Source organism: Alcaligenes faecalis (genome assembly GCF_005311025.1).
GTDB classification, from domain to species: domain Bacteria; phylum Pseudomonadota; class Gammaproteobacteria; order Burkholderiales; family Burkholderiaceae_B; genus Alcaligenes; species Alcaligenes phenolicus.
The window spans coordinates 2,222,327-2,247,718 of record NZ_CP031747.1; the positions used below are offsets into that span (position 1 = coordinate 2,222,327).

Annotated in this window: 15 protein-coding genes; 9 read left to right on the forward strand and 6 right to left on the reverse strand. The window is 55.2% G+C overall.

The window, feature by feature from the left end; genetic code table 11:
• The first annotated feature begins 144 nt into the window (after positions 1–144).
• The gene (locus D0C27_RS10190) at positions 145–1,161 is read left to right on the forward strand and encodes a Bug family tripartite tricarboxylate transporter substrate binding protein (RefSeq protein ID WP_240688238.1); all 1,017 of its coding nucleotides are present in this window, start codon (positions 145–147) and stop codon (positions 1,159–1,161) included.
• Positions 1,162–1,330: 169 nt separating this feature from the next.
• Here the strand turns inward: D0C27_RS10190 and lysS are convergent, their stop codons facing one another.
• From lysS to infA, 5 genes are all read right to left on the reverse strand, one after another.
• Positions 1,331–2,854, reverse strand: coding sequence for a lysine--tRNA ligase (gene lysS / locus D0C27_RS10195; protein WP_035268111.1), 1,524 nt, complete (start codon positions 2,852–2,854; stop codon positions 1,331–1,333).
• 11 nt (positions 2,855–2,865) lie between these two features.
• A complete protein-coding gene (locus D0C27_RS10200; protein WP_026482834.1) occupies positions 2,866–3,603 on the reverse strand; it encodes an SDR family NAD(P)-dependent oxidoreductase in 738 nt (245 codons plus the stop codon).
• A 1-nt stretch (position 3,604) separates the two neighbouring features.
• A protein-coding gene (gene prfB / locus D0C27_RS10205) for a peptide chain release factor 2 (protein ID WP_115635138.1) occupies positions 3,605–4,709 on the reverse strand; the annotation gives its coding sequence in 2 pieces (ribosomal slippage) (positions 3,605–4,627 and positions 4,629–4,709; 1,104 coding nt in all).
• A 111-nt stretch (positions 4,710–4,820) separates the two neighbouring features.
• The gene (locus D0C27_RS10210; RefSeq protein ID WP_137430907.1) at positions 4,821–6,530 is read right to left on the reverse strand and encodes a methyl-accepting chemotaxis protein; all 1,710 of its coding nucleotides are present in this window, start codon (positions 6,528–6,530) and stop codon (positions 4,821–4,823) included.
• A gap of 111 nt (positions 6,531–6,641) precedes the next feature.
• The gene (gene infA / locus D0C27_RS10215; RefSeq protein WP_137430908.1) at positions 6,642–6,914 is read right to left on the reverse strand and encodes a translation initiation factor IF-1; all 273 of its coding nucleotides are present in this window, start codon (positions 6,912–6,914) and stop codon (positions 6,642–6,644) included.
• 694 nt (positions 6,915–7,608) lie between these two features.
• Here infA and D0C27_RS10220 point away from each other — a divergent pair.
• Positions 7,609–8,520 (forward strand): DMT family transporter, encoded by a 912-nt coding sequence (locus D0C27_RS10220; protein WP_035268110.1) that lies wholly within the window; start codon positions 7,609–7,611, stop codon positions 8,518–8,520.
• A gap of 118 nt (positions 8,521–8,638) precedes the next feature.
• Here the strand turns inward: D0C27_RS10220 and D0C27_RS10225 are convergent, their stop codons facing one another.
• Positions 8,639–9,571 (reverse strand): bile acid:sodium symporter family protein, encoded by a 933-nt coding sequence (locus tag D0C27_RS10225; protein WP_035268109.1) that lies wholly within the window; start codon positions 9,569–9,571, stop codon positions 8,639–8,641.
• Positions 9,572–9,918: 347 nt separating this feature from the next.
• On the opposite strand from D0C27_RS10225, the gene D0C27_RS10230 reads away from it, so the two are divergent.
• The 7 genes from D0C27_RS10230 to D0C27_RS10260 all read left to right on the forward strand — a co-directional run bounded on the left by D0C27_RS10230 (position 9,919) and on the right by D0C27_RS10260 (position 25,215).
• Entirely contained in the window at positions 9,919–10,842 is a 924-nt protein-coding gene (locus D0C27_RS10230) for a DMT family transporter (RefSeq protein WP_115635142.1), read from the forward strand.
• Between the two features lie 149 nt (positions 10,843–10,991).
• Positions 10,992–12,695 (forward strand): ShlB/FhaC/HecB family hemolysin secretion/activation protein, encoded by a 1,704-nt coding sequence (locus D0C27_RS10235; protein ID WP_060185971.1) that lies wholly within the window; start codon positions 10,992–10,994, stop codon positions 12,693–12,695.
• A 47-nt stretch (positions 12,696–12,742) separates the two neighbouring features.
• Entirely contained in the window at positions 12,743–21,538 is an 8,796-nt protein-coding gene (locus tag D0C27_RS10240; protein WP_137430909.1) for a hemagglutinin repeat-containing protein, read from the forward strand.
• Positions 21,535–21,966: a hypothetical protein gene (locus tag D0C27_RS10245; RefSeq protein WP_060185969.1), complete on the forward strand. Its 432-nt coding sequence runs from the start codon at positions 21,535–21,537 to the stop codon at positions 21,964–21,966. Before D0C27_RS10240 ends, D0C27_RS10245 begins: the two co-directional genes overlap by 4 nt.
• A 698-nt stretch (positions 21,967–22,664) precedes the next feature.
• The gene (locus D0C27_RS10250; RefSeq protein WP_137430910.1) at positions 22,665–23,135 is read left to right on the forward strand and encodes a hypothetical protein; all 471 of its coding nucleotides are present in this window, start codon (positions 22,665–22,667) and stop codon (positions 23,133–23,135) included.
• A gap of 295 nt (positions 23,136–23,430) precedes the next feature.
• Positions 23,431–23,862, forward strand: a complete 432-nt coding sequence (locus D0C27_RS10255) for a hypothetical protein (RefSeq protein WP_060185968.1) — start codon at positions 23,431–23,433, stop codon at positions 23,860–23,862.
• Between the two features lie 516 nt (positions 23,863–24,378).
• Positions 24,379–25,215 carry a dienelactone hydrolase family protein gene (locus tag D0C27_RS10260; protein ID WP_226349696.1) on the forward strand — a complete coding sequence of 279 codons (837 nt, stop codon included), beginning with the start codon at positions 24,379–24,381 and terminating at the stop codon, positions 25,213–25,215.
• The last annotated feature ends 177 nt before the right edge of the window (positions 25,216–25,392 follow it).

Consider the following 25,392-nt stretch of genomic DNA (forward strand, 5'->3'; position numbering starts at 1 on the left):
GCTGATAGCTGCTTTAGCAACGGCCGGGACGGGGGCTGCTTGATTCGCGCATGGGGGCTCTCTAGACTACAGTTCGTGATTGGCAAGCACTGCAAACACAATGTCGCCTGATCAATGGGCAGTTTGTGGATACTGGAGGTAGGCTTGAATCGACGCATGATCTTGAAAGCGACCGGCGCGGGTATCGCCGCCCGGCTTGGTGTTCCTGTTTCTTCTCTGGGTGCTATGTTTGCCACGGCTCCGGCACGTGCGCAGCAGGCCGATACGTTTCCCTCCGGGCCTGTGCGTATTGTTGTTCCGGTGAATCCGGGCGGCAACGCTGACCGTATCGCACGGATGCTCGCGCAAAATCTTGCCAAATTGTGGCAACAAACGGTGATTGTGGATAATGTGCCCGGCGCTCACACCAGCCTTGGCGTCAACCGGGTAGTTCGTGCAGCCCCAAACGGGCATACGCTCTTGTCTAGCGGGGATCAGCTTGCGATCAACGCTGCCCTCGGTCGCAAGCTGCCCTATAGCGAGACGGAGGTCCGTGGCGTGACCCGCACTATTGTTAATTCGCAGGTGCTGGTGGTGCGTCCCGGTCTGGGCGTTAAGCACTTTGATGACTACGTGGCACTTCTTAAACGTCAGCCTGGCGAAGTATCTGCAGCGCTGCCGATTGGTTACGGCAGTATTTATCATCTGGCCGTCGAGATGCTTAACCAGCGTTTGGGTACGCAAACCAATAACATTCCCTACGCGGGAGGGGCCCCCGCTATGTTGGACATACTGGGCGGGCATGTTGACGGAGCACTTATTGATATCTCTGGAACAATCCAGAACATTCAGAAGCGTGAGCTCATCCCTCTGGCGGTGACCTCGCCGGAGCGCTCGAAGGTTTTACCGGATGTTCCTACTTTTCATGAGTTGGGTGTTTCTGATTTCGTGATCGAAAGCTGGCAGGGCGTCTTTGTGCCACGTGCCACGCCCAATAAGGTAGTTGAGGTGTTAAATCGCGATATCACGGCTGTACTGCGTTCACGCGAATTTGCTGAGCCATTGGAGGAGCAGGGCTTTGTGATCGCGCCTGATTCGGCTGAGTCTCTGGATCAGATCGTGGCACGTGATATTGCCCTGTTTCGTAAAGTGGCGGCAACTGCTGGCATCAAGCCCGAATGAAGTCTGCCCTTACAGGTGTAGGGCTGGCTAATGATGAGATTGGAGCGGGGGTTTGTTCAGGGACCGGGAAGAATAGCTGCGTATCTGTGTATGTGTATGTGTATGCGGGGTCGAGGATGCATAAAAAAACGCGCGGTCTTGACCGCGCGTTTTTCTGTCTTGAGACTGATTAGTCCTCGCGACGCAGGTGCGGGAACAGGATTACGTCACGGATAGCAGGGCTATCGGTCAGCAACATGACCAGTCGGTCGATACCGATACCGCAGCCGCCTGTAGGGGGCATGCCGTATTCCAGCGCACGGATGTAGTCCGCGTCATAGAACATGGCCTCTTCGTCGCCAGCGTCCTTGGCCTGAACCTGGGCCTGGAAACGTGCGGCTTGATCTTCAGGATCGTTCAACTCCGAGAAACCATTGGCAATTTCGCGACCAGTAATGAACAGCTCAAAGCGTTCGGTAATGCCTTCCTGGGTGTCCGAGGCGCGTGCCAGTGGCGACACTTCCACGGGGTAGTCCACGATGAAGGTAGGGTGCCACAGCTTGGATTCTGCAGTTTCTTCAAACAGAGCCAGTTGCAAGGCACCCAGGCCGGCATCACGCAGTGGCGGCGAGTTCACGTCCACTTTCAGGCGAGCCAGTTCGGTACGCAAGAACTGGATGTCTTCCAGTTGCTCGATCTGGTAGGAAGGAGCGTACTTCATGATGGCGCCGGTAATGGTCAGGCGATCAAAAGGCAGGCTCAGATCCAGTTCGCGTTCCTGGTACTGCAGGGTAGCGGTACCACGGGCGCTGATCGCGGCTTCGCGTATCAGGTTTTCGGTGAAGTCCATCAGCCACTGGTAATCCGTGTAGGCTGCGTAGAACTCCATCATGGTGAATTCGGGGTTGTGACGAGGGCTGACGCCTTCGTTACGGAAGTTGCGGTTGATCTCGAACACGCGCTCGAAACCGCCCACGATCAAACGCTTCAGGTACAGCTCGGGAGCAATACGCAGGTACATTTCCATGTCCAGCGCATTGTGGTGGGTCACAAAGGGTTTGGCCGATGCGCCACCCGGAATGGGGTGCAGCATGGGGGTTTCCACTTCCAGGAAGTTGGCCTGGGCCATGTGCTGGCGCAGGCTGCTCATGACCTTGCTGCGGGCCAGGAAGGTTTGACGGGTGTCTTCACCCATGATCAGGTCTACGTAGCGCTGACGGTACTTCAATTCCTGGTCAGCCAGACCGTGGAATTTGTCGGGCAGGGGGCGCAGGGACTTGGCCAGCAGGCGCACGCTGGAAGCATGTACGGACAGCTCGCCCTTATTGGTTTTGAAGACTGTGCCTTCCACGGCCAGGATGTCACCGATATCCCAGCCCTTGAATTCCGCGTAGTTTTCTTCGCCCAGTGCGGCTTTGTCCAGGTAGATCTGGATGCGGCCGGAAGCATCTTGCAGTGTGGCAAAACTGGCTTTACCCATGACACGCTTGAGCATCATGCGGCCAGCTACTTTCACGACTTTATTGGTTGCAGCCAGGGCATCCTTGTCCTGCTCGCCGTACTGGCTGTGCAGCTCGGCAGCGTGGGCGTCAGGGCGAAAATCGTTGGGGTAGGCGATGCCGTTTTCGCGCAGGCGGTCCAGTTTGGAACGACGCTCGGCGATCAGGCGGTTTTCGTCTACGACGGGGGCGGAAGTGTCTAGCGGTTCAGTCATTGTGTCAGTACTTATTCGTAGTGGCGGATGTCATCCAGGACGTGCTGGCCAAAATCCGGGCTGTTCAGGTGGCGCAAAATGCGCTCGGCCGTATCGTCCGGGCTGCTTAGCTGACCTTGTTGATGCAGGTCGATAAAGCGGCTCAGGTTCGGGAACTGGTCGCGGGATTGGCTACGGATATGGCCTTGCATATCGGTATCGACCACGCCAGGGGCCAGAGAGCAAACGGCCAGCTCGGGATTCTCCAGCTTCAGGGTTTGCGTATAAAAATCCAGCGCTGCCTTGCTGCAGCCGTACACGGCCCAGCCCGAGACGGGTTTGCGGCCAGCACCAGAGGATATATTGAGCACCTGGCGTTGGGCATCCTTGGGGGCGCCTTGCAAGAAGGCGGCGGTCAGGCTCATGACACTGGCGACATTCAATTGCAGCGCCTGTGTAATGGCCTGGGCATCGAGCAGGTGGCTGGCCTGCCCAACGGGATCAACCGTGCCCGCATTATTAATGAGGACGTAGCGTTGAGCCTGTGTCTGGCTGATCAAGGCTTGCAGAGCCTTGGCAGCCTGTTGTGCGCCTTCCGCGCTGGCCAGATCCACTTGCAGATGTTGATGAGCCCCTTGGGGCGCATCCAGTTGCAGTTCGCTGCGGGCCAAAGTGATCAACTGATGGCCAGCGGCCAGTGCCTGACGTGCCAGGGACAAGCCCAGACCGCGAGAGGCACCGCTTAGAACAGTCAGCGTGGAAGTGTGCATATTAAATACCTTGTTTCAGGCTGGCTTGAATAAAGGCATCCAGGTCGCCATCCAGAATCTTCTGGGTATTGGAGCTTTCGTAGTTGGTACGCAAGTCCTTGATGCGGCTTTGGTCCAGCACGTAGGAACGGATCTGGTGACCCCAACCCACATCGCTCTTGGAGTCTTCCAGTTTTTGCTGCTCGGCCATACGGTTGCGCATTTCCAGCTCGTACAGGCGGGACTTCAGCATTTGCATGGCTTCGGCACGGTTACGGTGCTGCGAGCGGTCGTTCTGACACTGCACCACAATGCCGCTGGGCTCGTGCGTAATACGAACGGCCGAGTCGGTTTTGTTAATGTGCTGACCACCGGCACCACTGGCGCGGTAAGTGTCGATACGCAAGTCGGCCGGGTTGATTTCGACTTCAAAGGAGTCGTCGATTTCCGGGTAGACGAACACGCTGGTGAAAGACGTGTGGCGGCCATTGGAGGAGTCAAAGGGGCTCTTGCGAACCAAGCGGTGCACGCCGGTTTCAGTGCGCAGAAAACCGTAGGCGTAATCGCCTTCAATCTTGATGGAGGCCGATTTGATACCCGCCACGTCGCCGTCAGACTGTTCCAGGATCTCAGCCTTGAAGCCCTTGTGTTCGGCATAACGCACATACATGCGTAGCAGCATGGAGGCCCAGTCCTGGGCTTCGGTACCACCCGCACCGGCCTGAATATCCATAAAGCAATTCAGCGGGTCGGCAGGGTTGGAGAACATGCGGCGGAATTCCAGCTCTTCAATACGGCTGGCCATGGCGGCACAATCTTCTTCGATGGCGGCGATAGTGGCATCGTCATCGTCCATCGCGGCAAGCTCAAACAGGTCCTGCGAATCTTTCAAACCCGTGTGCAAGGCGTCCAGCACATGCACCACGTTTTCCAGACTTTTCTTTTCGCGGCCCAGATCCTGAGCGTGCTGAGGATCGTTCCAGACGTTGGGATCCTCGAGTTCGGCATTGACTACGTGCAAACGATGAGCTTTGTCATCGTAGTCAAAGATACCTCCGTAAGGCATTTTCCCGCTCCGAATAATCGGCAAGGCGGGCTTCCAGTTGATTAAGTCGTTCCGATTCCATGATTCAGCGGCTTTCCTATATTTGATGTGCCACCCACGCCAGCCAGCAAGGCGGCGCGCGGCAAACTTCCGATTTTACCCTTATCGGAGGTCTATGGCACGTATTGGCCGCTCAGGAACCGGACATTGTGCACGTGGCTGTGCGATAGGCGGACACGGATCGGTAAGAAGGCTGCGTGGGGGCGGCGGGCAGGGCGGGAGCATCGGGCTCGGAAAGATCGCTATCCAGACTGAAATGCGCCACCACCTGGGCCAGCAAAGTGGTTTGCTCCAGCTGCTCCTGAGCGGTGTGCGCGCTGTGTTCAAGCAGTTGGCGGTTGGACTGGCCTTGCTGGTCCAGGCGCGTCATGACCTGGTTCACGTAGTCGATATGCGTCGCCTGCTCCTGAGAGGCTTGGGCAATATCGGCCACAATGCTGCGCATTTCATTGACCTTGTGTTGTGTGTTGGCCATGACTTGCGCCATACCTCGGGCGGCAGCCGAGCTTTGCTCGGTTTGTTCGACTGAGCTGGAAATCAGGGTGGAAATCTGTTGTAAGGCGTCGGTGGAGCGCAAAGCCAGGTTGCGCACTTCGGCAGCAACAACCGCAAAGCCATGACCATGGACTCCGGCGCGGGCGGCTTCCACCGCGGCATTCAGGGCCAGGATATTGGTCTGAAAGGCAATGTTGCGGATCAGTTTGGTGATCTCACTCATTTTGTTCGAGCTGTCGGCAATTGCGTCGATGGTATCGAGCAGGCTGTGTACAGCTTGATTGCCCTGGGCCACCTGGCTGGAGGTGTCTTGCGCCAGATGATCGGCGGTTTGGGCCTGCTCCGCGTTCTGGCGCACGGTGTCAGCCAGTTGATTCATGGCCTTGACGGTCTGATTCAGTTCGGCCGATTGATCCAGAATTTGCTCGCTCAGGTTCTGGCTGCCCAGCACAATTGCATGCGAGCCGTCGCGTATCAAGCCGGTTTGTTCGCGGATCTGATGCACCACGGTTTGTACGCCCTGGCCGATGCCATTGAGTGCCGTGAGTAAGGTCCCGAACTCATCATGGCGACGCACGCTGAGCTGCGCATTGAGCTTGCCCTGGGCCAGTTCCTTGGCCAGATTAGCCCCTTGATCCAGCGGCTGCTTGATGGAGCGATACAAGAGGCGTAGCGCAATGGTGCTGGCCATGAAGAACAGGGCCAGTGCCGCTAAGGCCAGGCTGAACGCACTGTCGCTGCTACGACCAGCCAGATCCAGGGAACTGTCCAGGCGCTCGCTGAACTGGTGCTCGAACTGATCCAGTGTGTTGGTGATTTGGGCCGAGGCTTGAATGTATTGCTGGCTGAACACCAGCACTTTGGCCATCAAGGCATTGGGCAGGGCGATACGGATAGCGCCGTTGCCATCTTCAAACTGGCCGCTGGCGGTTTGAATGGCTTCGGACTGAACCTGGCTGAGTGCCAGGGTCTGTTCATAAGCAGAGCGCAGCAGGTCCTGTTCAGCCGGCTCCAGCTCCAGATCCCTGAAGCGGTCCAGCATCGCCAGGGCGACGCCGTCCTGATCCGCCTGGGCACCCGTAAACACCGCCAGAAGGTGGCGGAAATTATCCTGAAATTCGATCTGTTCGCTGGAGACAAACGCGATGGCCTGACGGCTGAGCAATTCGCTGATGCGTTTGAAGTCTTTGCTAAGCGCCGTCGTTTGATGGCGCTGGGCTTCCAGATGCTTGCGCTGTTCGATGCTGCTGCTCAAATGTTGCAGGGCAATCAGCATCAGGATTAGAAACAGGCTCAGAATTGCAAAATAGGCGATGAAGCCCGTTTTGAGCGTCAGTAGTTTTTTCAAGGCGACTCCCACAAGATGTGGGGTGCGCCCGAGCGCTGATGGCTCTTGTCGCACCCCTGTCAGGCGCGCCTATCTTTGCATCTAATTGTGACAGGGGTGTGGCGATATGTCTTAACGGCGGTGGGGAGTGCGACGAGGGGCAGAGGTCGGCGCGCCAATACGCTTGGGCAGGTGGCGGAAGATAATGCGACCTTTGCTCAGGTCGTAGGGCGACATTTCCAGGGTAACGGCGTCGCCAGCCAGAATACGGATGTGGTGCTTGCGCATTTTGCCGCCCGTGTAGGCGATAACGGCGTGACCGTTGTCCAGGGTGACACGAAAGCGCGAGTCAGGCAGGATTTCGGTGACGGAACCTTGCATTTCAAGTAGCTCTTCTTTGGCCATAAATCGGGACTCCTTTAAAAATAATAATTCCCGTCTGGCCTTGCTGGGCGGGACGGGGACGGGCTTGGAAACAAGGCAGACCGACAAACCGGACAAGCGGTGTCTGGAGCCCAGCCTTGCACTAGGCCCATAAAAATCGGGGTGAATCTGTGTCTGTCAGGAATGGTTGGTTCCAGACAGGGTCAGGTGGATCAAATTGAAAACACGCCCGCCGTTCATAGGGGGATCCAGCCGGGGCAGACAAGGTCTGCCTACCTGAAAAACGGGCAAAAACACGAATACTTGCCAGGAACAGAGACCTGCATAACGACGCGCGGGACAGGCCCTTGCGGTTAAAGGTGCTGGTTGTGGTGCCAAGTAATGCACTTGGGGCGCTTGATCGGGTCAAGCTTTATTCCCAAAAGTGGGGGTGTTTCAAGGTCGATTTACCCTGGGTAGCTGCATCTGATGTTGCTAAAGTCAGACGAGCGTGGATGGGATGGGCCAATACAATTCAATCAGCGCCATGACGTGACAATTGTATGATTATAAATAATATTTATGGATTGGTCAAAGATTGACCAGTTCTCATCGTCACAAGCAGGTAGGTAAAGGCGTAGAGGGCAGGGCATGCTTGCCTATATACTAGGCCAATCGTAACGGCGCAGAGTTGACCTGAGGAGGGATCACATGCGCCGTTGCCGTTTTTTAGGACATGCTTGTGAGCACTCAGAAATTGACCCCTGGCACGACGGCTTTACTGGTTTTACCCACGATCTTGTGGGCAAGTAATGCTATTGTGGGGCGCCTGATTCATGATCAGGTTCCGCCCATTACCCTGAATTTCTTCCGTTGGCTGGTAGCTTTCACCATTCTGCTTTTTGTAGGACGGCAAGTGCTGCGACGCGGCAGTAATTTGTGGACCAACTGGAAGCGCTACTCGATTCTGGGTTTGCTGGGCATAGGGATCTATAACGCTTTGCAATACCTGGCACTACAAAGCTCGTCCCCCATTAACGTGACTTTGGTCAACGCCAGCTTGCCGTTCTGGATGCTGGTCATTGGACGCCTGTTCTTCAAATCTACCGTCAATGGGCGTCAGTTGGTGGGGGGCTTGATGTCCTTGCTGGGTGTGGTGCTGGTGCTGACGCGTGCGGACTGGCAGGAGCTGATGGCCTTCCGTTTTGTGCCGGGTGATGTGTACATGGTGATTGCCACTATCGCCTGGGCGATCTATAGCTGGATGCTCAGTACGCGCCGCCATGAGGGTGCAATCGCAGAAACCTGGGCCACTGTAGTGATGGCACAAGTGTTTTTCGGTTTGATCTGGTCGGGTGCTTTTGCCGCCATGGAGTGGAAGTTCACCGATTGGCATATCGACTGGTCCTGGGGCTTGTTGCTGGCGATTCTGTATGTTGGGACAGGCCCGGCTCTGATCGCCTTGCGATGCTGGGGCGTGGCTGTCCAGCGAGTGGGCGCTGCCACGGCCGGTTTCTTCGTCAATCTGATGCCCGTATTTGCCGCCTTGATGTCGGTTTTTATTCTGGGCGATACCCCCAAGCTCTACCACGGTGCGGCTTTCTTGCTGATCGTAGGCGGGATTTATGTGTCTTCGCGTAAAAGCTGAGGCTTGAGCGGATGCGGGTGTCTTGCGACACGCTGGATGCAAAAAAAGGACGCCCGGTAGAGCGTCCCTTTTTACTTTGTGGACTTGGGTTCAAGCCCTTGCACCTGGCTGCAGGTGTTTACTTGCCATCGCCCATGCGACGGAAAATTGTCGCGACCAAGGGACCGGAAATATTGTGCCAGACGCTGAAGATTGCGCTGGGCACGGCGGCCAATGGCGAAAAGTGGGCGCTGGCCAGGGCCACACCCAGCCCGGAGTTTTGCATACCCACTTCAATAGCCAGCGTCTTGCGCTGTGCTAAAGGCATGCCGCTCAAGCGTGCCAGTACATAGCCCAGGATGTAGCCCAGGGTGTTATGTACAACGACAACCGAGAACACCAACAAGCCACTGGTCGCAATTTTGGGCTGGTTACCCGCGACAACAGCGGCCACGATAGCCACAATGGCCACCACAGATACCAGGGGCAGGGCCGCCACACCGGCTTTGATCTTTTCACCCATCAGGGATTGCACAATAATGCCCAGGGCAATTGGCAGAATCACTACCTGAACAATGGACCAGAACATGGCCGAGGCGCTGACTTCCAGCCATTGGCTGGCCAGGAAGTAAATCAGGGCAGGGGTGACGATAGGAGCCAGCAAGGTGGTGACCGACGTAATGGCAACCGACAGGGCCAGGTCGCCACGGGCCAGAAAAGTCATCACGTTCGACGAGGTGCCACCGGGGCAGCAGCCCACCAGAATCACGCCAATGGCCAATTCGGGTGGCAGGGAAAAGGCGTAGGTCAGAAACCAGGCCAGACCGGGCATGATGATGAATTGTCCCAATACACCAATAGCCACACGGCCAGGGCGTACAAACACCTCCGCAAAGTCCTGGCGCGACAAGGTCAGTCCCATACCGAACATGATGATGCCCAGAAGTGGAACAATATAAGCGCCTAACCAGCGGTAGTGGTCGGGAAAGTAATAGGCCAGTACGGCAAACAGTAGAACCCAGATGGCAAAGGTATTGCCAACAAAACGGCTCAGGCGGGCGATAGCCTGCATGATGAAATATCCTTCAAGGAGCACGGCTGGCCGGTGGGCCGGCGCGGTGCGGATTAGTCTGTTATGGGGAGCAGCATGGGTCGGGCCGGGTGTAGGGCCGTCCATCGCAGACCTGCTTAAGGGCTGGCGACGCGACTTTCCGATGGGGTGGGATAAAGCGCTGGCAACACGGGGCTGTACGGGCAGATCTGGGTAAGGTCAGGGGTACAGGCGGTGGTGAGCGAAACGGACAACATGGCAGGCCATGTTTTTTATCCTGGAAGGCCGAGCTCGGGCGTATTGTAGACCTTGGCCGCCGTGGTATTTTGATTAGCTGCCTTGCAAATGTGTGTATTAGGAGAGGGTGGGTGAATAGAGCGGGATCACGTCTGGCGGCATACGCCTGTTTGGCCTTGTCCATGTCCTTGGTGGGCAGTTATATCGCCCTGACACGGCCGTTGGTGGCGGCACTGCCGGTGTTCTTGCTGGCCTGGCTGCGTTTCGGCATTGGCGCGATAGCCATGCTGCGTTGGCTGCGCAAACCGGCGACCGAACCCGCACTGGACCTGCGTACCCGTGGCCTGATTTTTCTGGAATCCTTTTTGGGTAATTTCCTGTTCACGCTGTGCATGGTGACGGGCATCAGCATGACCAGTGCGGTATCTGCAGGCGTCATTTTGTCTGCCATCCCCGGCATGGTGGCTTTGTTCAGTTGGTACTTCCTGAAAGAAAGCATAGGGCCGCGCACCTGGGTGTCACTGGCCCTGGGGATGGGCGGGATTGCCTTATTGGCCTTGGTACAGGCGGATGATCACGGTGTGGGTCAACTGGACCCAGGAAAAATGTGGCTGGGCAATGCGCTGATCTTTTGTGCCGTCCTGTGCGAGTCGGCTTATGCGGTCATAGGCAAGCGCCTGACCGCCGTGCTTAGTCCCAAGCGCATCAGCGCGATTATCAATCTGTGTAGCCTGGTGCTGATTACGCCCCTAGGTTTATACGCCGCCTGGGATTTCGATTTCACGGCACCGGCAGGCTGGATCTGGCCTTTGCTGGTGTTTTATTCCTTGGCTGCAAGTGTCTGGACGGTCTGGCTGTGGATGACGGGAGTGCGTTCCGTACCTGCTTCGCAAGCCGCGGTGTTTATGGTCTTGATGCCCCTGGGCACCGCAGCAGTAGGTGTGCTGGTGCTGGGTGAGAGCTTTACGACCGTGCATATTTACGCCTTCATCCTGGCCTTGGCGGGTTTGCTGTTGGCGACGTTGCCGCAGCGTTCAGGAGCCAAATCGCCCTGACTTATACCCACACAACTTGTCCGCATCCGTAAATGGTTCTACAAAGTATTACTGCTGTGCTCACCCTTTGTTTACTTGGGTATCATTAGTCCCGCCAGTTTATAGGTATTAGAAAAAACTATTGATGCTTACGCAAAAGGATATAGGTGATGAGGGGCACGGTTTGGCCCAAGAGGTGGCCTTTGTTGGTTTTGTTTGCACCGTTTATTCCTGCATTGGCGCAGACACAAAATGGTATGGCGCAGGAATTGCTGCGGCAGCAGGAACGGGAACGTATCCTGCGTGAACAGCAAGAAACCTTGCCCGATGTGCGTTTGCCGCCTGTGCAGACCCCTGCTCCTGAGCAATTGCCTGATAAGGAAAGTCCTTGCTTTCCTATTTCACAAATACGGTTGGAGGGGGACCAGTCCCCGCGTTTTACCTGGGCCTTGAGGGCAGCCGACCCGGCCCATGATCCCGCTACGGGGCGTTGCCTGGGTACGGACGGGATCAACGTGGTGATGGCCCGTATTCAGAATGCGATTATCGCGCGTGGTTATGTCACAACGCGTGTGTTGGCGCCTGCACAAGATTTGCGTGCGGGCCAACTGACCTTAACGCTGGTTCCAGGTCGTGTGCGTGACGTACGTTTTACCGAAGAAACATCCTTGAAGGCGACAGCCTGGAACGCGGTTCCTATCCGACGGGGCGATTTACTGAATTTGCGCGATATTGAACAGGCTTTGGAGAATTTCAAGCGTGTTCCCACCGTAGAGGCAGATATTCAGATTGTTCCCGCTGAAGGCGACGATGCCCGGCCTGGCGACAGTGATCTATTAATCGCATGGCAGCAACGCTCGCCGCCGATCCGTTTATCGGCCCATTTAGATGACTCTGGCAGTAAGTCAACAGGCAAGCTGCAAGGGGGCGTGACCGTCTCGCTGGATGACCTGTTGATGCTGAACGACTTGTTTTACGTCAACCTTAACTACGACCTGTTCAGCAGCCGTGGCAAAGGTAACCGGGCACAGACCTTTCATTACAGTGTGCCCTATGGTTACTGGACGCTGGGCGCGACCATCAGTAGCTATAAATATCATCAAACGATTGCGGGCTACAACCAAGGCTATGTGTACAGCGGCACCAGTGACAATGCAGAGTTACGCTTGTCACGTTTGGTTTACCGTGACGCAACACGAAAAACAGCCTTGTTTGGCCGAGCCTGGACACGTCGCTCGAGTAACTTTATTGACGATGTGGAAATCGAGGTCCAGAACCGTCGCACGGGTGGCTGGGAGCTGGGGGTGACCCATCGTGAGTATTTGGGTAACAGTACCTTGGATGCGAGTGTGGCTTATCGCCGTGGCACGGGAGCCTTTAAAGCGAAAAGCGCGCCTGAGGAGCCCTTCGGAGAAGGCACCTCACGGATGAAGTTGATTACTGCCGATGTGCAGTTGATGGCGCCGTTCTCGCTGGGAACTCAGCGCGCCCGCTACATCAGTAGTTGGCGAGCGCAATGGAATCGTACGCCTCTGGTCCCGCAGGATCGCTTCTCTATTGGCGGCCGTTACTCGGTGCGTGGCTTTGATGGTGAGCTGATGCTCATGGGTGAGCGCGGTTGGGTCTGGCGCAATGAAATCGGTGTAGCGGTTGGTGCCGGCCAGGAACTGTACTTGGGTGCCGACTATGGTCATGTAGGTGGGCCATCCACACGCTGGCTTCAGGGACGCAACTTAGCGGGTTCCGTGATTGGGCTGCGAGGAGGGGCCAAGGGGTTTTACTGGGATCTGTACGCCGGTGTGCCTCTTCATAAGCCTGAAGGATTCAAGACCGATTCGGTCACGACGGGCTTTACCCTGAGCTGGTCCTACTGAACTGAACTTTTCTTTCTTATTTCGCGCCAGATCCAGAGTGTGATGATATGAACAAGAATTTATATCGTATTGTTTTTAACCGTACGTTGGGCTTATTCCAGGTTGTAGCGGAAATTGTGCGCCGCAATGGACCCGGTGGGCGTGCTGGTACGAGCACCACCGCGCATAGTCGCTTCCTGGCCGTTGTCAATCCTGTCTACTTTGCCTTGGCGATGGCACTTGGTCAGGTTTTTATGGTGCCGGTAGCCCATGCTCAGCTTGTAGCCGATCCGAATGCTCCGGGCAATCAGCAGCCAACGGTGCTGGAAGCAGCCAATGGGGTGCCGTTGGTTAACATCCAAACGCCTAGCGCTGCGGGTGTCTCGCGCAATACTTATCAGCAGTTTGATGTCGATACGCAAGGTGCGATTCTTAACAATTCCCGTACAAGTGTGCAGTCCCAATTGGGAGGCTGGGTGCAAGGCAACCCCTGGCTGGCGCAAGGGACGGCGCGCGTTATCTTAAATGAGGTCAACTCCAACGATCCCAGCCTGTTGCGGGGCTATGTGGAAGTGGCGGGTGATCGTGCGCAACTGATCATTGCCAACCCTGCGGGTATCTCGTGTGATGGTTGTGGTTTTATCAATGCTGACCGTAGCACGCTGACCACCGGCAAACCGATTATCAATGGTGGGGCGCTGGAGGGCTACCGTGTGCAAGGCGGCAGCATTTCGGTTTTGGGTCAAGGTTTGGATGCCAGTGCCGCTGACTATACGGATTTAATCGCCCGCTCGGTGCAAGTCAATGCAGGCATCTGGGCACAGCAATTACAGGTCACTACGGGTGCCAATGAAGTCAGTGCCGACCACAGCAAGGTGCAAGCCGTCGATACCGATAGCGGGGCGCCTGCATTTGCCTTGGATGTCGGCGCCTTGGGGGGCATGTACAGCCAGAAAATTGTTCTCGTGGGGACCGAGCGTGGGGTCGGGGTGCGTAACGCTGGTGCGATTGGTGCTCATGTGGGGCAGGTGGTGGTGACTGCCGATGGTCGTTTGGAAAATAGTGGCACGATACAGGCCAAGGCAGATACGCAGATACAGGCAAATGATGGCCTGGCAAACACCGGCGTCATTAGTGCGGGCCGTGAACTGTCCATAGACAGTGTCAAGGATATTGATAACCGCCAGGGGACGCTGAACGCGCGGCGGGTGGCGATTAAAGCCCAGTCTTTGGATAATCAGGCAGGCACCATTGAGCAGGCTGGAACCCAGAGTTTGTCATTGTCAGCCGCTCAAATCAGCAACCGGGAGGGCGGTCGTATTGGTTTGATTGCTCAGGACTCATCGTCAGGAGAGCCCCCTCCTTCGGGGACCGGTGTGGATGGGGAAACGGGCGGTACGGGCGCTAATCCGGCGCCGGGCACTGGCCAGGAAGGCACGGGCGTTGGTAGCGTTGCGCCGCTGGAGCCGGGACAGCTTGATATTGCGACTAGCTTGGACAATACGGGTGGCCGTATTGTGGCTGGTGGCAATATCAATATGCTTGCCAAAGCGGGGCTGAATAATGATGGGGGACACCTGGGCCTAGGGCGGCTTGAGGTTAGCGGCGGCGACTTGAGTAACCGTCAGGGGGAAATCAAGCTTGCCGATCAGGCCCAAATTGCCGTCGGGCAGTTCCGTAATGACAAGGGCCTGTTGCAATCGGCCGGTTCGCTTGATCTGAGCGCACAGGAACTGTCCAATCGTGGCGGCCAGCTTGTCGCTACAGGCGATCAATCGACTCGTGTGCAGGTGGTGGGCACACTTGATAACCGTGACGGGGGAAAACTGGCCAGTAATGCTGATCTGAACATTCGAGCCGGTGTCTTGGAAAACAAGGAAGGTGAGGTTTTGCACGCAGGCAGTGGGCACCTTGACCTGTATGCCGCCAACTTGCAGGGGCAGCAAGGCCATATTGCCAGTAATGGCACCTTGAATCTTCGCGGTACAACGACAGACTTGCAACAGGCCACGACGCAGGCACAGACAATCAGCGTTGAGACTGGCACGCTCAATACCGCCAGAGGCACTTTGCTGGCCACGGGCGGGGATGCCCTGGTACTGAAGGCGCAGGACTCAATCGATAACCGTGACGGAATGATCATCGGCAATGGTCACGTGCAAGTGCAAGCGGGCGCGCTTCACAACCAGGGCGGTACGGTATCGTCCGCACAGACATTGAGCATGGATGTTCAAGAGTCGCTCAATAATCAAGGTGGCAAGGTATTGGGTGTGGCCGATGTGTTTATTGACGCCGGAACCGTCGATAACCGTGAAGGCGGTCTGCTTGTGTCCACGGACGGTGGCATGGAGGTACGGACACAGGGCCGTACCGAGAACGCCAACGGCATAGTACAAGGTGCTGCGGCTACCCGCCTGATGAATGCTGGGTTGGGCAATGCGGGGGGCATCGTGCTGGGCTCTCGTGTTGATGTTCATACCCAAGGGGCCTCGCTGGACAATGCCGGCGGCACCATTGCTAGCACGGATGGCACGTTGAATCTGGACAGTGGAGCATTGAATAATGCCGGCGGCTTGCTGCAATCGAACAAAGCGTTGCGTCTGGATACCCATGGGCAGGAACTGATCAACACAGGCTCGGGCAGTGCGGGCGGGATCGTGAGCGGCCAGGCCCTGACGCTGACCAGTGCGAATGTGGATAACCGTGAAGGGGTGATCTACAGCCAAGGTGATGCCAATCTGGAGCTGTCGGGCGTGGCGAACAATAGGGCTGGGCTGATAGCGGCAGGTAAGGCGCTACACCTTCAAGCGGAGCAGATTCTTAATCAGCATACTCAAGGCACAGATGCCAGCCCCTCTCGGGGCATACAAGGCAAACAGGTCACGCTGACGGCGGGTCATGTTGATAACACCAAGGGTGCGTTGGCTGCGGATGACTCCCTGGTGATTCGTGGAAGCGGTACGGCCAGTGTGGTGGATAACACGGCAGGCCAGTTGTATTCGGATGGCCGTATTGAACTGGCTGCCCATCGGGTGCTTAACCAGTCAGGTACGATGCTTGCCGGCCAATCCTTAGCGCTTGCCGCAGACACGGTAGGAGGTGATGGCAGCCTGCATTCAAAAGGCGATCTGAGCCTGTCTGTTCAGCAGAATTTCACTAACCTGAATGATATTCGGGCTAACGGCCAAGCAGTGATTCACTCGGCTGCACAGTTGAACAATCAGGGCGTGATTCAGGCGGGTACGCTTGAACTGCGTGGCGAACACGTCAATAACACGGTTACGGGGGAGATCAGCGGGGGGCGCACCACCGTTGTTGCCAAGGGAACGTTAAGTAATCGTGGCCTTATCGATGGCGCTCGAACTCATATTGATGTGGGCACGCTGGATAATGCGGGTACGGGTCGCCTATATGGGGATCATCTAAGCATTCAGGCCGATACTGTTAATAACCGGGAAGAGGGTGATCGTGCTGCTGTCATCGCCGCACGAGAGCGCTTGGACATCGGTGCCAAGCTTATTAATAATCGGGAGCAAGCGCTGATATTCAGTGCTGGCCCAGGTGCTGATGCTCTTAATGTCGGTGGTGCACTGGATGGGCAGGGGCAGGCGACCGGTCGCGCGGTCCTGGTTCTGAATGACAGCGCCGTCATTGAATCTTTGGGTGGCATAAGCATCGATGCCAACCGTTTGCTCAATCGCAATCTGCATTTCAATACCGAATTGGTCCGGGTAGGCGAACCGACACAGCATACTTATATTCAGCCCTCGGGGGATCCGAACAAGCATGATATCAGTGAGTATCGGTGGGAAGGCTGGAGCCGCGCTGGACGCTATCGTCACCGGGAAACGGGTGCCGAGGTGCGCAACTGGACTCAGTATGAGATTACCCGCAGCGAATATGAAACCCAGGTGACCGAAAGTGCTCCATCCCTGATTCGCGCCGGTGGTAATCTCACTTTACATGGCAATGAGCTGCTGAACGACAAGAGTCAGATCATTGCTGGTGGCGTTCTTCAGGGTGATTTGGATAAGCTAAAGAATGAAGCGGTCTTTGGGCAGCATGTCATTCGCCAGGCTGGAACCAGCCAATACACCTACAGCCGGTGGCGGGGTGGTTTCAAGCGTTATCACCAGCGCAAATGGCATTCGAAAATTGCCTATAACCCGGCTGATAGCGTCACTACATTCAGCCTGGATGTATCTAAGCTTATCGAGAATGCGGCGGGACAAGGCAGTGGCTTTGCCATTGATGATCGACAGACGGCTCAGGTGGGGGGGCAACTGGAGCGCAATGGCGCCGTGGAGCGCAAGCCAATAAGTGAAGTTCAGGCTCAGGCCCCTGGCTTCAATGGTGATACGCTCGAGCACATCCGGATGGTTCAGGTCGATACCGAGATCCCCACTAACAGCTTGTTCCGCACCAGCCCCGATGCTGGTACTTATCTGGTTGAGGCCGACCCGCGATTTACCGACTATCGCCAATGGCTCAGCTCGGATTATATGTTGACCCGGCTTGGCTATGATCCTGTCACGATGCTCAAGCGTCTGGGCGATGGGTTTTATGAGCAAAAGCTGGTTCGTGACCAGATCAATCAATTAACGGGACGCCGTTTTTTGGAAGGCTACGTCAATGATGAGGAGCAGTATCGTGCTTTGCTGGAGGCGGGCAGCTCCTATGCCAAGAAATGGAATTTGCGCCCTGGAGTCGCGCTCAGTACAGAGCAAATGGCTCAACTGACCAGCGATATGGTTTGGCTGGTCGAGCGTGATGTCACCTTACCGGATGGCAGCAAGGCCCGTGCTTTAGTGCCGCAAGTCTATGTTCGCGTCAGACCGGATGATCTTGATGGGAGCGGCACCTTAGTGGCGGCCAACGCGATCGATCTTGCTATCAAGGATGATGTGCTTAATTCCGGAATGATTGCCGGGCGTACAGCCGTCCGGATCACGGGACAGAACCTGCGTAATCTGGGAGGGCGTATTGCCAGTGACGCAGTGGTCCTTAGTGCCCGTGAGGATATTGACAATGTGGGTGGCACGATCCAGGCCAAGAGCGCCTTGCTGCTTGATGCCGGACGCGACCTTAACGTGGTCAGCACGACCCACAGTGATGTCAAGCAGGCAGGGAAAAGTGACTTTAGCCGGACCAACCTAGACCGGGTGGCGAGCCTTTACGTGACCAATTCTGATGGCATTCTGTTGGCGGCAGCCGGTCGTGACCTCACACTGAATGCAGCACAAGTGATCAATAGCGGCAAGGACGGCCAGACTGCGCTGGTGGCCGGTCGTGATGTCAGTCTGGGGACCGTCGCCATTGCAGAACAAGAGAATAATGTTCTTGATGCCAACAACTACCTGAAGCAAGGTTATGAGCGGGAGGTAGGCACCAGTATCACGACCGCGGGGGACGTACGGGTACAAGCAGGTCGAGACTTGACAGCGCTTGCCGCGACCGTGACCAGTGAGCAAGGCGCTGTGGTCGCTGTTGCGCAAGGCGAGGCCCAGATTTTGGCCGGACAAGATAGTCGTAACTGGAGTGAAGGCCGGCAAATCAAAAGTCGTGGTCTGCTCAGTTCCAAGAAAATGACCACCCGCGACAGTCTGGAGGAAACAACGGCCGTATCCAGTACCTTCAGTGGTAAGACCGTGGCTGTGCAAGGGGAAAATGTCACGGTCACTGGCAGCAATCTGGTGTCTGATGCGGGTACCGTTATTGCGGCCCGCAATGATCTGACCATTCAGGCCGCAACAGATACCAAGCAGGAAAGCCATTTCAAGCGGGTCGACAAATCCGGTTTCATGACTGGCGGCGGTTTGAGTTTCACGATTGGCAAGCAGATGCAAAGTGCTGACCAACAGGATGCCAGCACACGGGCAGCGGCCTCGACAATCGGCTCGACGGATGGGGATGTCATGTTGGCAGCGGGTAATCGCTATCAGCAGACAGGTAGCCATGTTCTGGCACCCAAAGGCGATATCGACATTCATGCTAAGCGGGTGGATATTCTTGAGGCTCGTGAAACCGGCATAAACATTCAGGAAAGTAAGTTTCGCCAGTCGGGCCTGACAGTGGCTTTGACCTCGCCGGTCATTTCCGCTATTCAGACAGGTCAGCAGATGAAGCGGGCCTCCAGCGATACCTCTGATACCCGAATGAAAGCCTTAGCGGCCGCCACGACGGGGCTGGCGGCCGTCAATGCCTACGATGCGGTCAGCGCTGACCCTACAACGGCCGGGGGGATCAACCTCTCGATTACGGTCGGTTCCAGTAAAAGCGACAGTAAGTCCAAGACCTCCTACGACACAGCCGCCGACTCTACGGTGGCAGCAGGTGGAAATGTCCGTATTAGTGCGACGGGTGCGGGCCAGGATTCCGACCTGACGGCGCGTGGCAGTACGGTCAGCGCAGGGGGCGATGTTCATCTGAAGGCTGATGGCGACATCAACTTGCTGGCGGCAGAAAACACGGTCCAGACTGACCGCAGCAGCAGTAGTTCCAGTGCTGGCGTGGGGGTGGCCGTTTCCTTGGGGTCCAATGGGATTGGCTTTGGTGTGACGGCTAACGCCAGTCGTGGCAAGGGCAAAGGCGAGGGTAAAGACCTGACCTGGAGTCATAGCTATGTCACCGCGGGAGACCGTCTGGTGCTGGAGTCCGGCGGTGATACGAATCTGCGCGGCGCGGTAGCCCGTGGTCAGCAAGTGGTGGCGGATGTGGGGGGCGATCTCAATATAGAGAGCCTGCAAGATACGAGCCGCTTTACCAGCAAGGACAGTAATGTTGGTGGCAGCGTGATGGTAGGAGTCGGTTTTTCGGCCAGTGCCAACGTTGGCAAGCAGAAGATCAATAGTGATTACGCCAGCGTTCACGAGCAGTCTCGTATTGAGGCTGGGGATGCGGGCTTCCAAATCACGGTCAAAGGGAATACGGACCTGAAAGGGGCCGTCATCACCGCTTCAGAGCAAGCCGTCAAGGACGGGCTTAACACCTTGACGACGGGTACGCTGACCGCAAGCGATATAGACAATTACGCCCATTACAAAGCCAGCAGTATGAGTCTGGGGGTTGGGTATAGTTCAGGCGGCAGTGATACCTCATCGGGTGTAGGTACGGACCAGCAAGGCCAAGCTGCCACGGGCGAGCAGGTGCCTGGCACCACCTTGCCCAACACGGGCGGCTTTAGCGCCAGCCCGCCAATGGTCATGGCGGCCAGCGGCAAGAGCAGCAGCACCACGTATAGCGGCATTAGTGGCGCCCAAATCACGATTACGGATCAAGCTAAACAACAGCTTCTCACCGGGGAAACACTGGATGAGCGTCTGGCCAGTTTGAACCGTGACGTATTGACGGGCCAGGACGGCAGCAATGCCCTCAAGCCGATTTTCAACGAGCGAGAAATCCAGGCGGGCTTTGAGATTGTCGGAGCGTTGCAACGCGAGACCGGCGTATTCCTGAATAATCGGGCCAACGAAGCCACTGCCGCTGAGAAGGCATTGGATCGTGAACGAAGCAAACCGGAAGGTGAGCGTGATCCTGCACGTTTGGCAGCGCTTGAGCAACAGCTAAAAGCCACGGCAATCTGGGCCCCGGGTGGTACGGGTCGTCAGGTGTTAACGGCCTTGGCGGCAGCTGCGGGCGGCAACGTGACTGGTGCTTCATCCCAGTTTGCCCAGAATCTGGTGGTCAATTACCTGCAACAGCAAGGGGCAGGGTATATCGGCGGCTTAGTTAAAGACGGCACACTGACCGAAGGCAGTGCCTTGCATGCCGCCTTGCACGGTGTGCTGGCGTGTGCGGGAGCGGCGGCCAGTAATCAAGGTTGTGCCGACGGTGCGTTAGGCGCTGCAAGCAGTAGCTTGTTGACCAATTTGTTTTTGGATCAACCGGGAGAGACGGCGCAGGCAAAAGAAGCGAAGCGCAATCTGATTGCAACGCTGGTGGCCGGCATCAGTGCGACCGGTGGCCTGGAGGCGGCTACCGCCACCAACAGCGCTATTGCTGCCCTTGATAACAACTATCTGACGCAATCGGCTGTCGATAAAGTGAAAGCCTGCCTGAGCGGCAAGACCTGCTCGTCCGAGGAGCAAAAGAGGGTCAGTAAGGAAGAGGCTGAACGTCTCAGTCAGTTGCTTGATCGAGAAATGAATGCGCTGTGCGCGGCCAATCCGGTGGGGGATGCATGTCGTACTGCGGTCAATACGGCTACGCAGTACATAGCCATGCAAGATGCCTGGGCCTTATTGAATGGAGACGTGACCCGTTCGTCCAAAAACACCTTTGATTATGTCTACAACAGCCTCGGGGCCGAATCACGCTTTGCGCTGTACTACAACACCATTGATAACCGGGCGGACTTCTTTGGTGCATCGGACCGCTATGAGCAACATGTCGGTTCGGGGGCGAAGTGGTATGGGGGTGCGGAAGATGTATCGCGTGCAGCCTTAACAGGCCTGGGTGCGGACGGAAAGGGTTCAGGATATTCATTCCTGTTCGGTTCGCTTCTCGCGGGGGTAAATGCAGACACAATTTATGATTGGAGGCAAGAAGCTGGTAATTCGCTAATGAGCGCCGGGTTCTCAAATTTCAAGGACTTGTATAACCAAGATCTTGACCCAGTGCAGTGGGATATCAATCAACTACGAAGTGAACAACAAACCTTGCAGCCTATCCATCAAAAATACTTGAAGGACCGCGTAGTGTTTACATGGGTATCTAAAACGATGACCAATAGTGATGGTCTGGGCGCAATACTGCCAGATAGACAAACCGCACCCGGCGGGATCGATATTCTGGACTATAACTCGCGGATAAATTACGGATGTAAGCTGCTAGGTTATAGCCAGGAACAGGGGTGCAAACCATGAGTCCATACCCACGCTGGCGTGTATTTTTGAGTTTCTTGCTTTGTCCCGTGCTGGCCGGCCCATTTATTGGGGTGTGGCTGGCCTTGTCGGGGTCACAGCCCGGGGATGAGGCATGGGTGGTACTGGTAGGCAGTATGGCAGGTGCTTTGCTGGCCGCACTCAATGCGCTTGTTTTCTATGGTGTTCCAGCGCTGCTATTAGCCTTGCTCTATAGCGTAGTGAAACCTACAAAAACAGGGCTTAGTGTCTTATTGATTACCATTCTGGGGGCGCTGACTGCGTTGTTTTGGAATATGTTTGTGTTTCCCGGTCTTAAGGATTGGGCGAGCGCGTTGTTGGGGGGGGGCACGTCACTATTCATGGCCCTATGGGCCTTACCTAAGCAGTCCCCAAATTCGCACCTGAAAGGCACGATGTCGGACACGTAGCACAGCCTGGGGACGTAAGTGACATAACCTAGGCATGCTGAGCTTGTGTTATGAACTCTTCAACTAAGGTGGAGGCTAGTACATATAGCCTCCACCTACGCGTTTCTACTCAGAGGATTTTTCTTTGCAAGTTTCACGGCAAGGAAAAGGGCTTGAGCATCAGTGGCAATTTGCAATAGGTGATAAGCACTGAGTTTTTGTGTTCATGCTTGATTAACGTGCTGAGATGATTATGTGGTCCGACTATAAAAGATACGGAATGAAATTGAACAGAATTGGATGAAAGTTGATGGTTGTTTTTAGACTTTTCTGTTCGGGTCTGCTTTAGCTGGAATAAACGCAGATACTATTTATGATTGGCGGGCAGAAGCGGGTAGCGCCTTGATGAATGCGGGCTTTAGCAACTTCAAAGCCCTGGATAACCACGGAGGCGACCCGGTGCGGTGGGATATTAATCAGTTAATAAGTGAGCAGCAAACTTTGCGGCCTATCCATGAAGGTTATCTTAAGGATAGATTTTTATTTGGGTTGATGTCCGAATGGCAGACTAATACAAACTCTATATTAGGTGCTGGAAATAATTTTGTTACTTCTGATAAGCAGGGGCAGCCTGGTGGGATTGATGTCTTGGATTATCAGTCTCGTGTTAGATACGGATGTAGGCTTCTAGGTTATTCTGAACAGCAAGGTTGCACACCATGAAGGGCTATCCATACTGGAAAGTTGGTCTGGGGTTTATTTTGTGCCCTGGAATTGCGGGTGTTATTGCAACTTTAGTGGGAACCTATTATCAAATAATAGATCCGAAAATAAGTTGGCTTGGGGTTTTGGGTTTTTTTTTTTCTGGTTCTTTGCCGGTAATAGTTTTTTTTACTATCGTTATTAATATTCCACCGGATTTTATTATATCTATGGTTTTGTTGTTTTTTCGTCCTTTTCGATCGTTGATGAGTTTGTTGTTTATTTCTATTTTTGGTGGGTTTCTGGCTTTTTTCTGGGGTCAGTATATATCTCCTGCTAATGATGGGCTTGGTTATTGGGAGGCAATTTCTGAAAATTGGTTAACCACGCCGTTTGCCAGTGCATTTGTACTTGGCGCGATTTCGTCATTGGTGATGGCGTTTTGGGTTTTGCCTAAACGGTCTGAAGTAAGCGACAGAAAACAGTGAAATAGTTGAAATTAACCCGGTCATGAATTGGTGAAAGCCAACGTAAATGGGTTTTATTAAATATTAAGACGATAGATCGATCATTTTCTTAACACCCTGTCCACTTGGAGCGGGTGAGCGAAGAGCATAACGGTGCGAGCAATCATGGTAATCAATAGCGCCATGACAGCCCTTGATGGCTTATGGGTCTTGCCTAAGTACCCTAGAGGCGAATAAGTTGATTCATCTTGGAAGAAGGGCTTAGGTTCGTTTTGCGTATAAGTTTTTGATGTATAGCCAATCAGGGGGGCGAAGCATGAGTCCGTACCCACGCTTGCGGGTATTTTTGGGTTTCTTGTTGTGTCCCATGCTGGCGGGTCTGTTTATTGGGGTGTGGCTGGCGCTCTCGGGGGCCCAGTCCGGGGATCAGGCTTGGGTGGTGCTGGTAGGCAGTATGGCAGGTGGTTTGTTGGCCGCTCTTAATGCACTTGCTTTTTATGGCGCCCCAGCGCTGTTACTGGCCTTGATCTATAGCGTGGTGAAACCTACCAGAACATGGCTTAACGTTTTATTAATTGCGCTTCTAGGAGCATTGACCGCCTTACTGTGGAACATGTTTGTATTTCCAGGCCTGAAGGATTGGGCGAGTGCGTTACTGGGAGGCGGCACCTCATTGTTAATGGCCATATGGGCCTTGCCTAAGCAGGCCCCAAATTCGTACCGGAAAGATAAGGTCCCGGAAAAGTAACGGAGCCTGAATAAATAGGTGATCTAGCCTGTGGGTGTGTTGAGCTTATTTCTTGGACGCCTTAACTAAGCCAAAAGGCAAGAGAGGGTAAGCCCAAAGTTGAACGGCTCAGTTTGATCAGGTGAGTGCCGGGGCTTGTCTGGACACAAAATTCAAGGATTAGCGCTAGGTATTTCGTTACCTAAGGTATGGATTGTGCCTGTTCGAGGCAGTACCGTGCGCCATGTTCTGAGAGCGCCAATAGGCTTAAGGGGTTGTTAACCTCGGTTGAATCGCAGTTCCAATTATGTTGCACTAGGCTTGGAGCCGCATTGTTGTCGTACTGTCTGGCGGCAGCGCTTGGCCTTGTGTTTTGAACGAGATTTTCTGGTAGTGGTGGCGATGAAGAAGAGTAGGCAGAACCTGGTAAATAATCGGATTGGTGCGGGATATATAGTAAGAGACTTCAGCTTTAGGTCTGGTTCGCGGATCAGGAACCTGGTCTCAGCGGCTTTGGCTCTTGTGTTGGGCGGGGCCATGCTGGGAGTAGCGCAGGGGGAACCGGTACAGCCTGAGCAGCTTCGTTTTCCTAGTCTGGATAAGTGGAAGGGCGATCAGGCTTTAACGCTGGACGGATACCTGTTCAAGCCCGCAGGCGCTGCGCCTTTCCCTGCTGTTGTCATGTTTCATGGCTGCGCCGGTGCATTATCCGTCAAGACTGGGCGCATTACCTCGCGATTTACCAATATGGCGCACTTGCTCAACGAGATGGGCTATGCGGTGTTGATTGTGGACAGCTTTAATCCACGTGGCGTGTCACAAATATGCACGACACCTCTTGCGGACCGGGATATTAAGAACAGACACCGGATCAGGGATGCCTATGGGGCCTTGCAGTACTTAAATTCGCGCCCTGACATTGTGACTGACAAGATCGGTGCCATCGGGTTTTCGCACGGGGGTAGCGGTGCGTTGTCGGCAATGGACGCGACAAGCGAAGCGTATAAGCGCTCGGGACAGCAATTTGCAGCGGCGGTGGCCCTATACCCAGGCTGCGGCTGGCAGTCGCGCAAGCGCCCCGAGTTTTCTGCGTATGGCCCTTTGTTGATTTTGGCTGGCGAGAAAGACGACTGGACGCCGGTAGCGCCGTGCAGAGATTTGACGACTCGTAGCCAGCAGCGCAACGAGCCTGTTGAACTGATTGTGTATGAAGGCGCCTATCATGCCTTTGACAGCGAAAATGAAGTCTACGTCCGTAAGAATGTACCTAACGGTGTTAATGGTCAGGCAGGAGTGCATGTGGGAGCCAATCCCGCTGCCCGCGAAGCGGCCTATAAACGCATTCGCGAGTTCTTCCGTGAGCATTTGAGCTAAGCCGTCCAAAAGGTGGGTTCTGACGCTGGGCAGTGCATAGGCGGACCAGAACAGCAGCCCTTTTCGAGCGCTCTTTATTGGTTCAGCTCAAACGAGATATGCCCCAGGCACCCTGGCAGGCTAAGGGTTTTATCCGAATGGGGCGCATCATTGTTGAGGGCAGTGCTGATTCTGCGT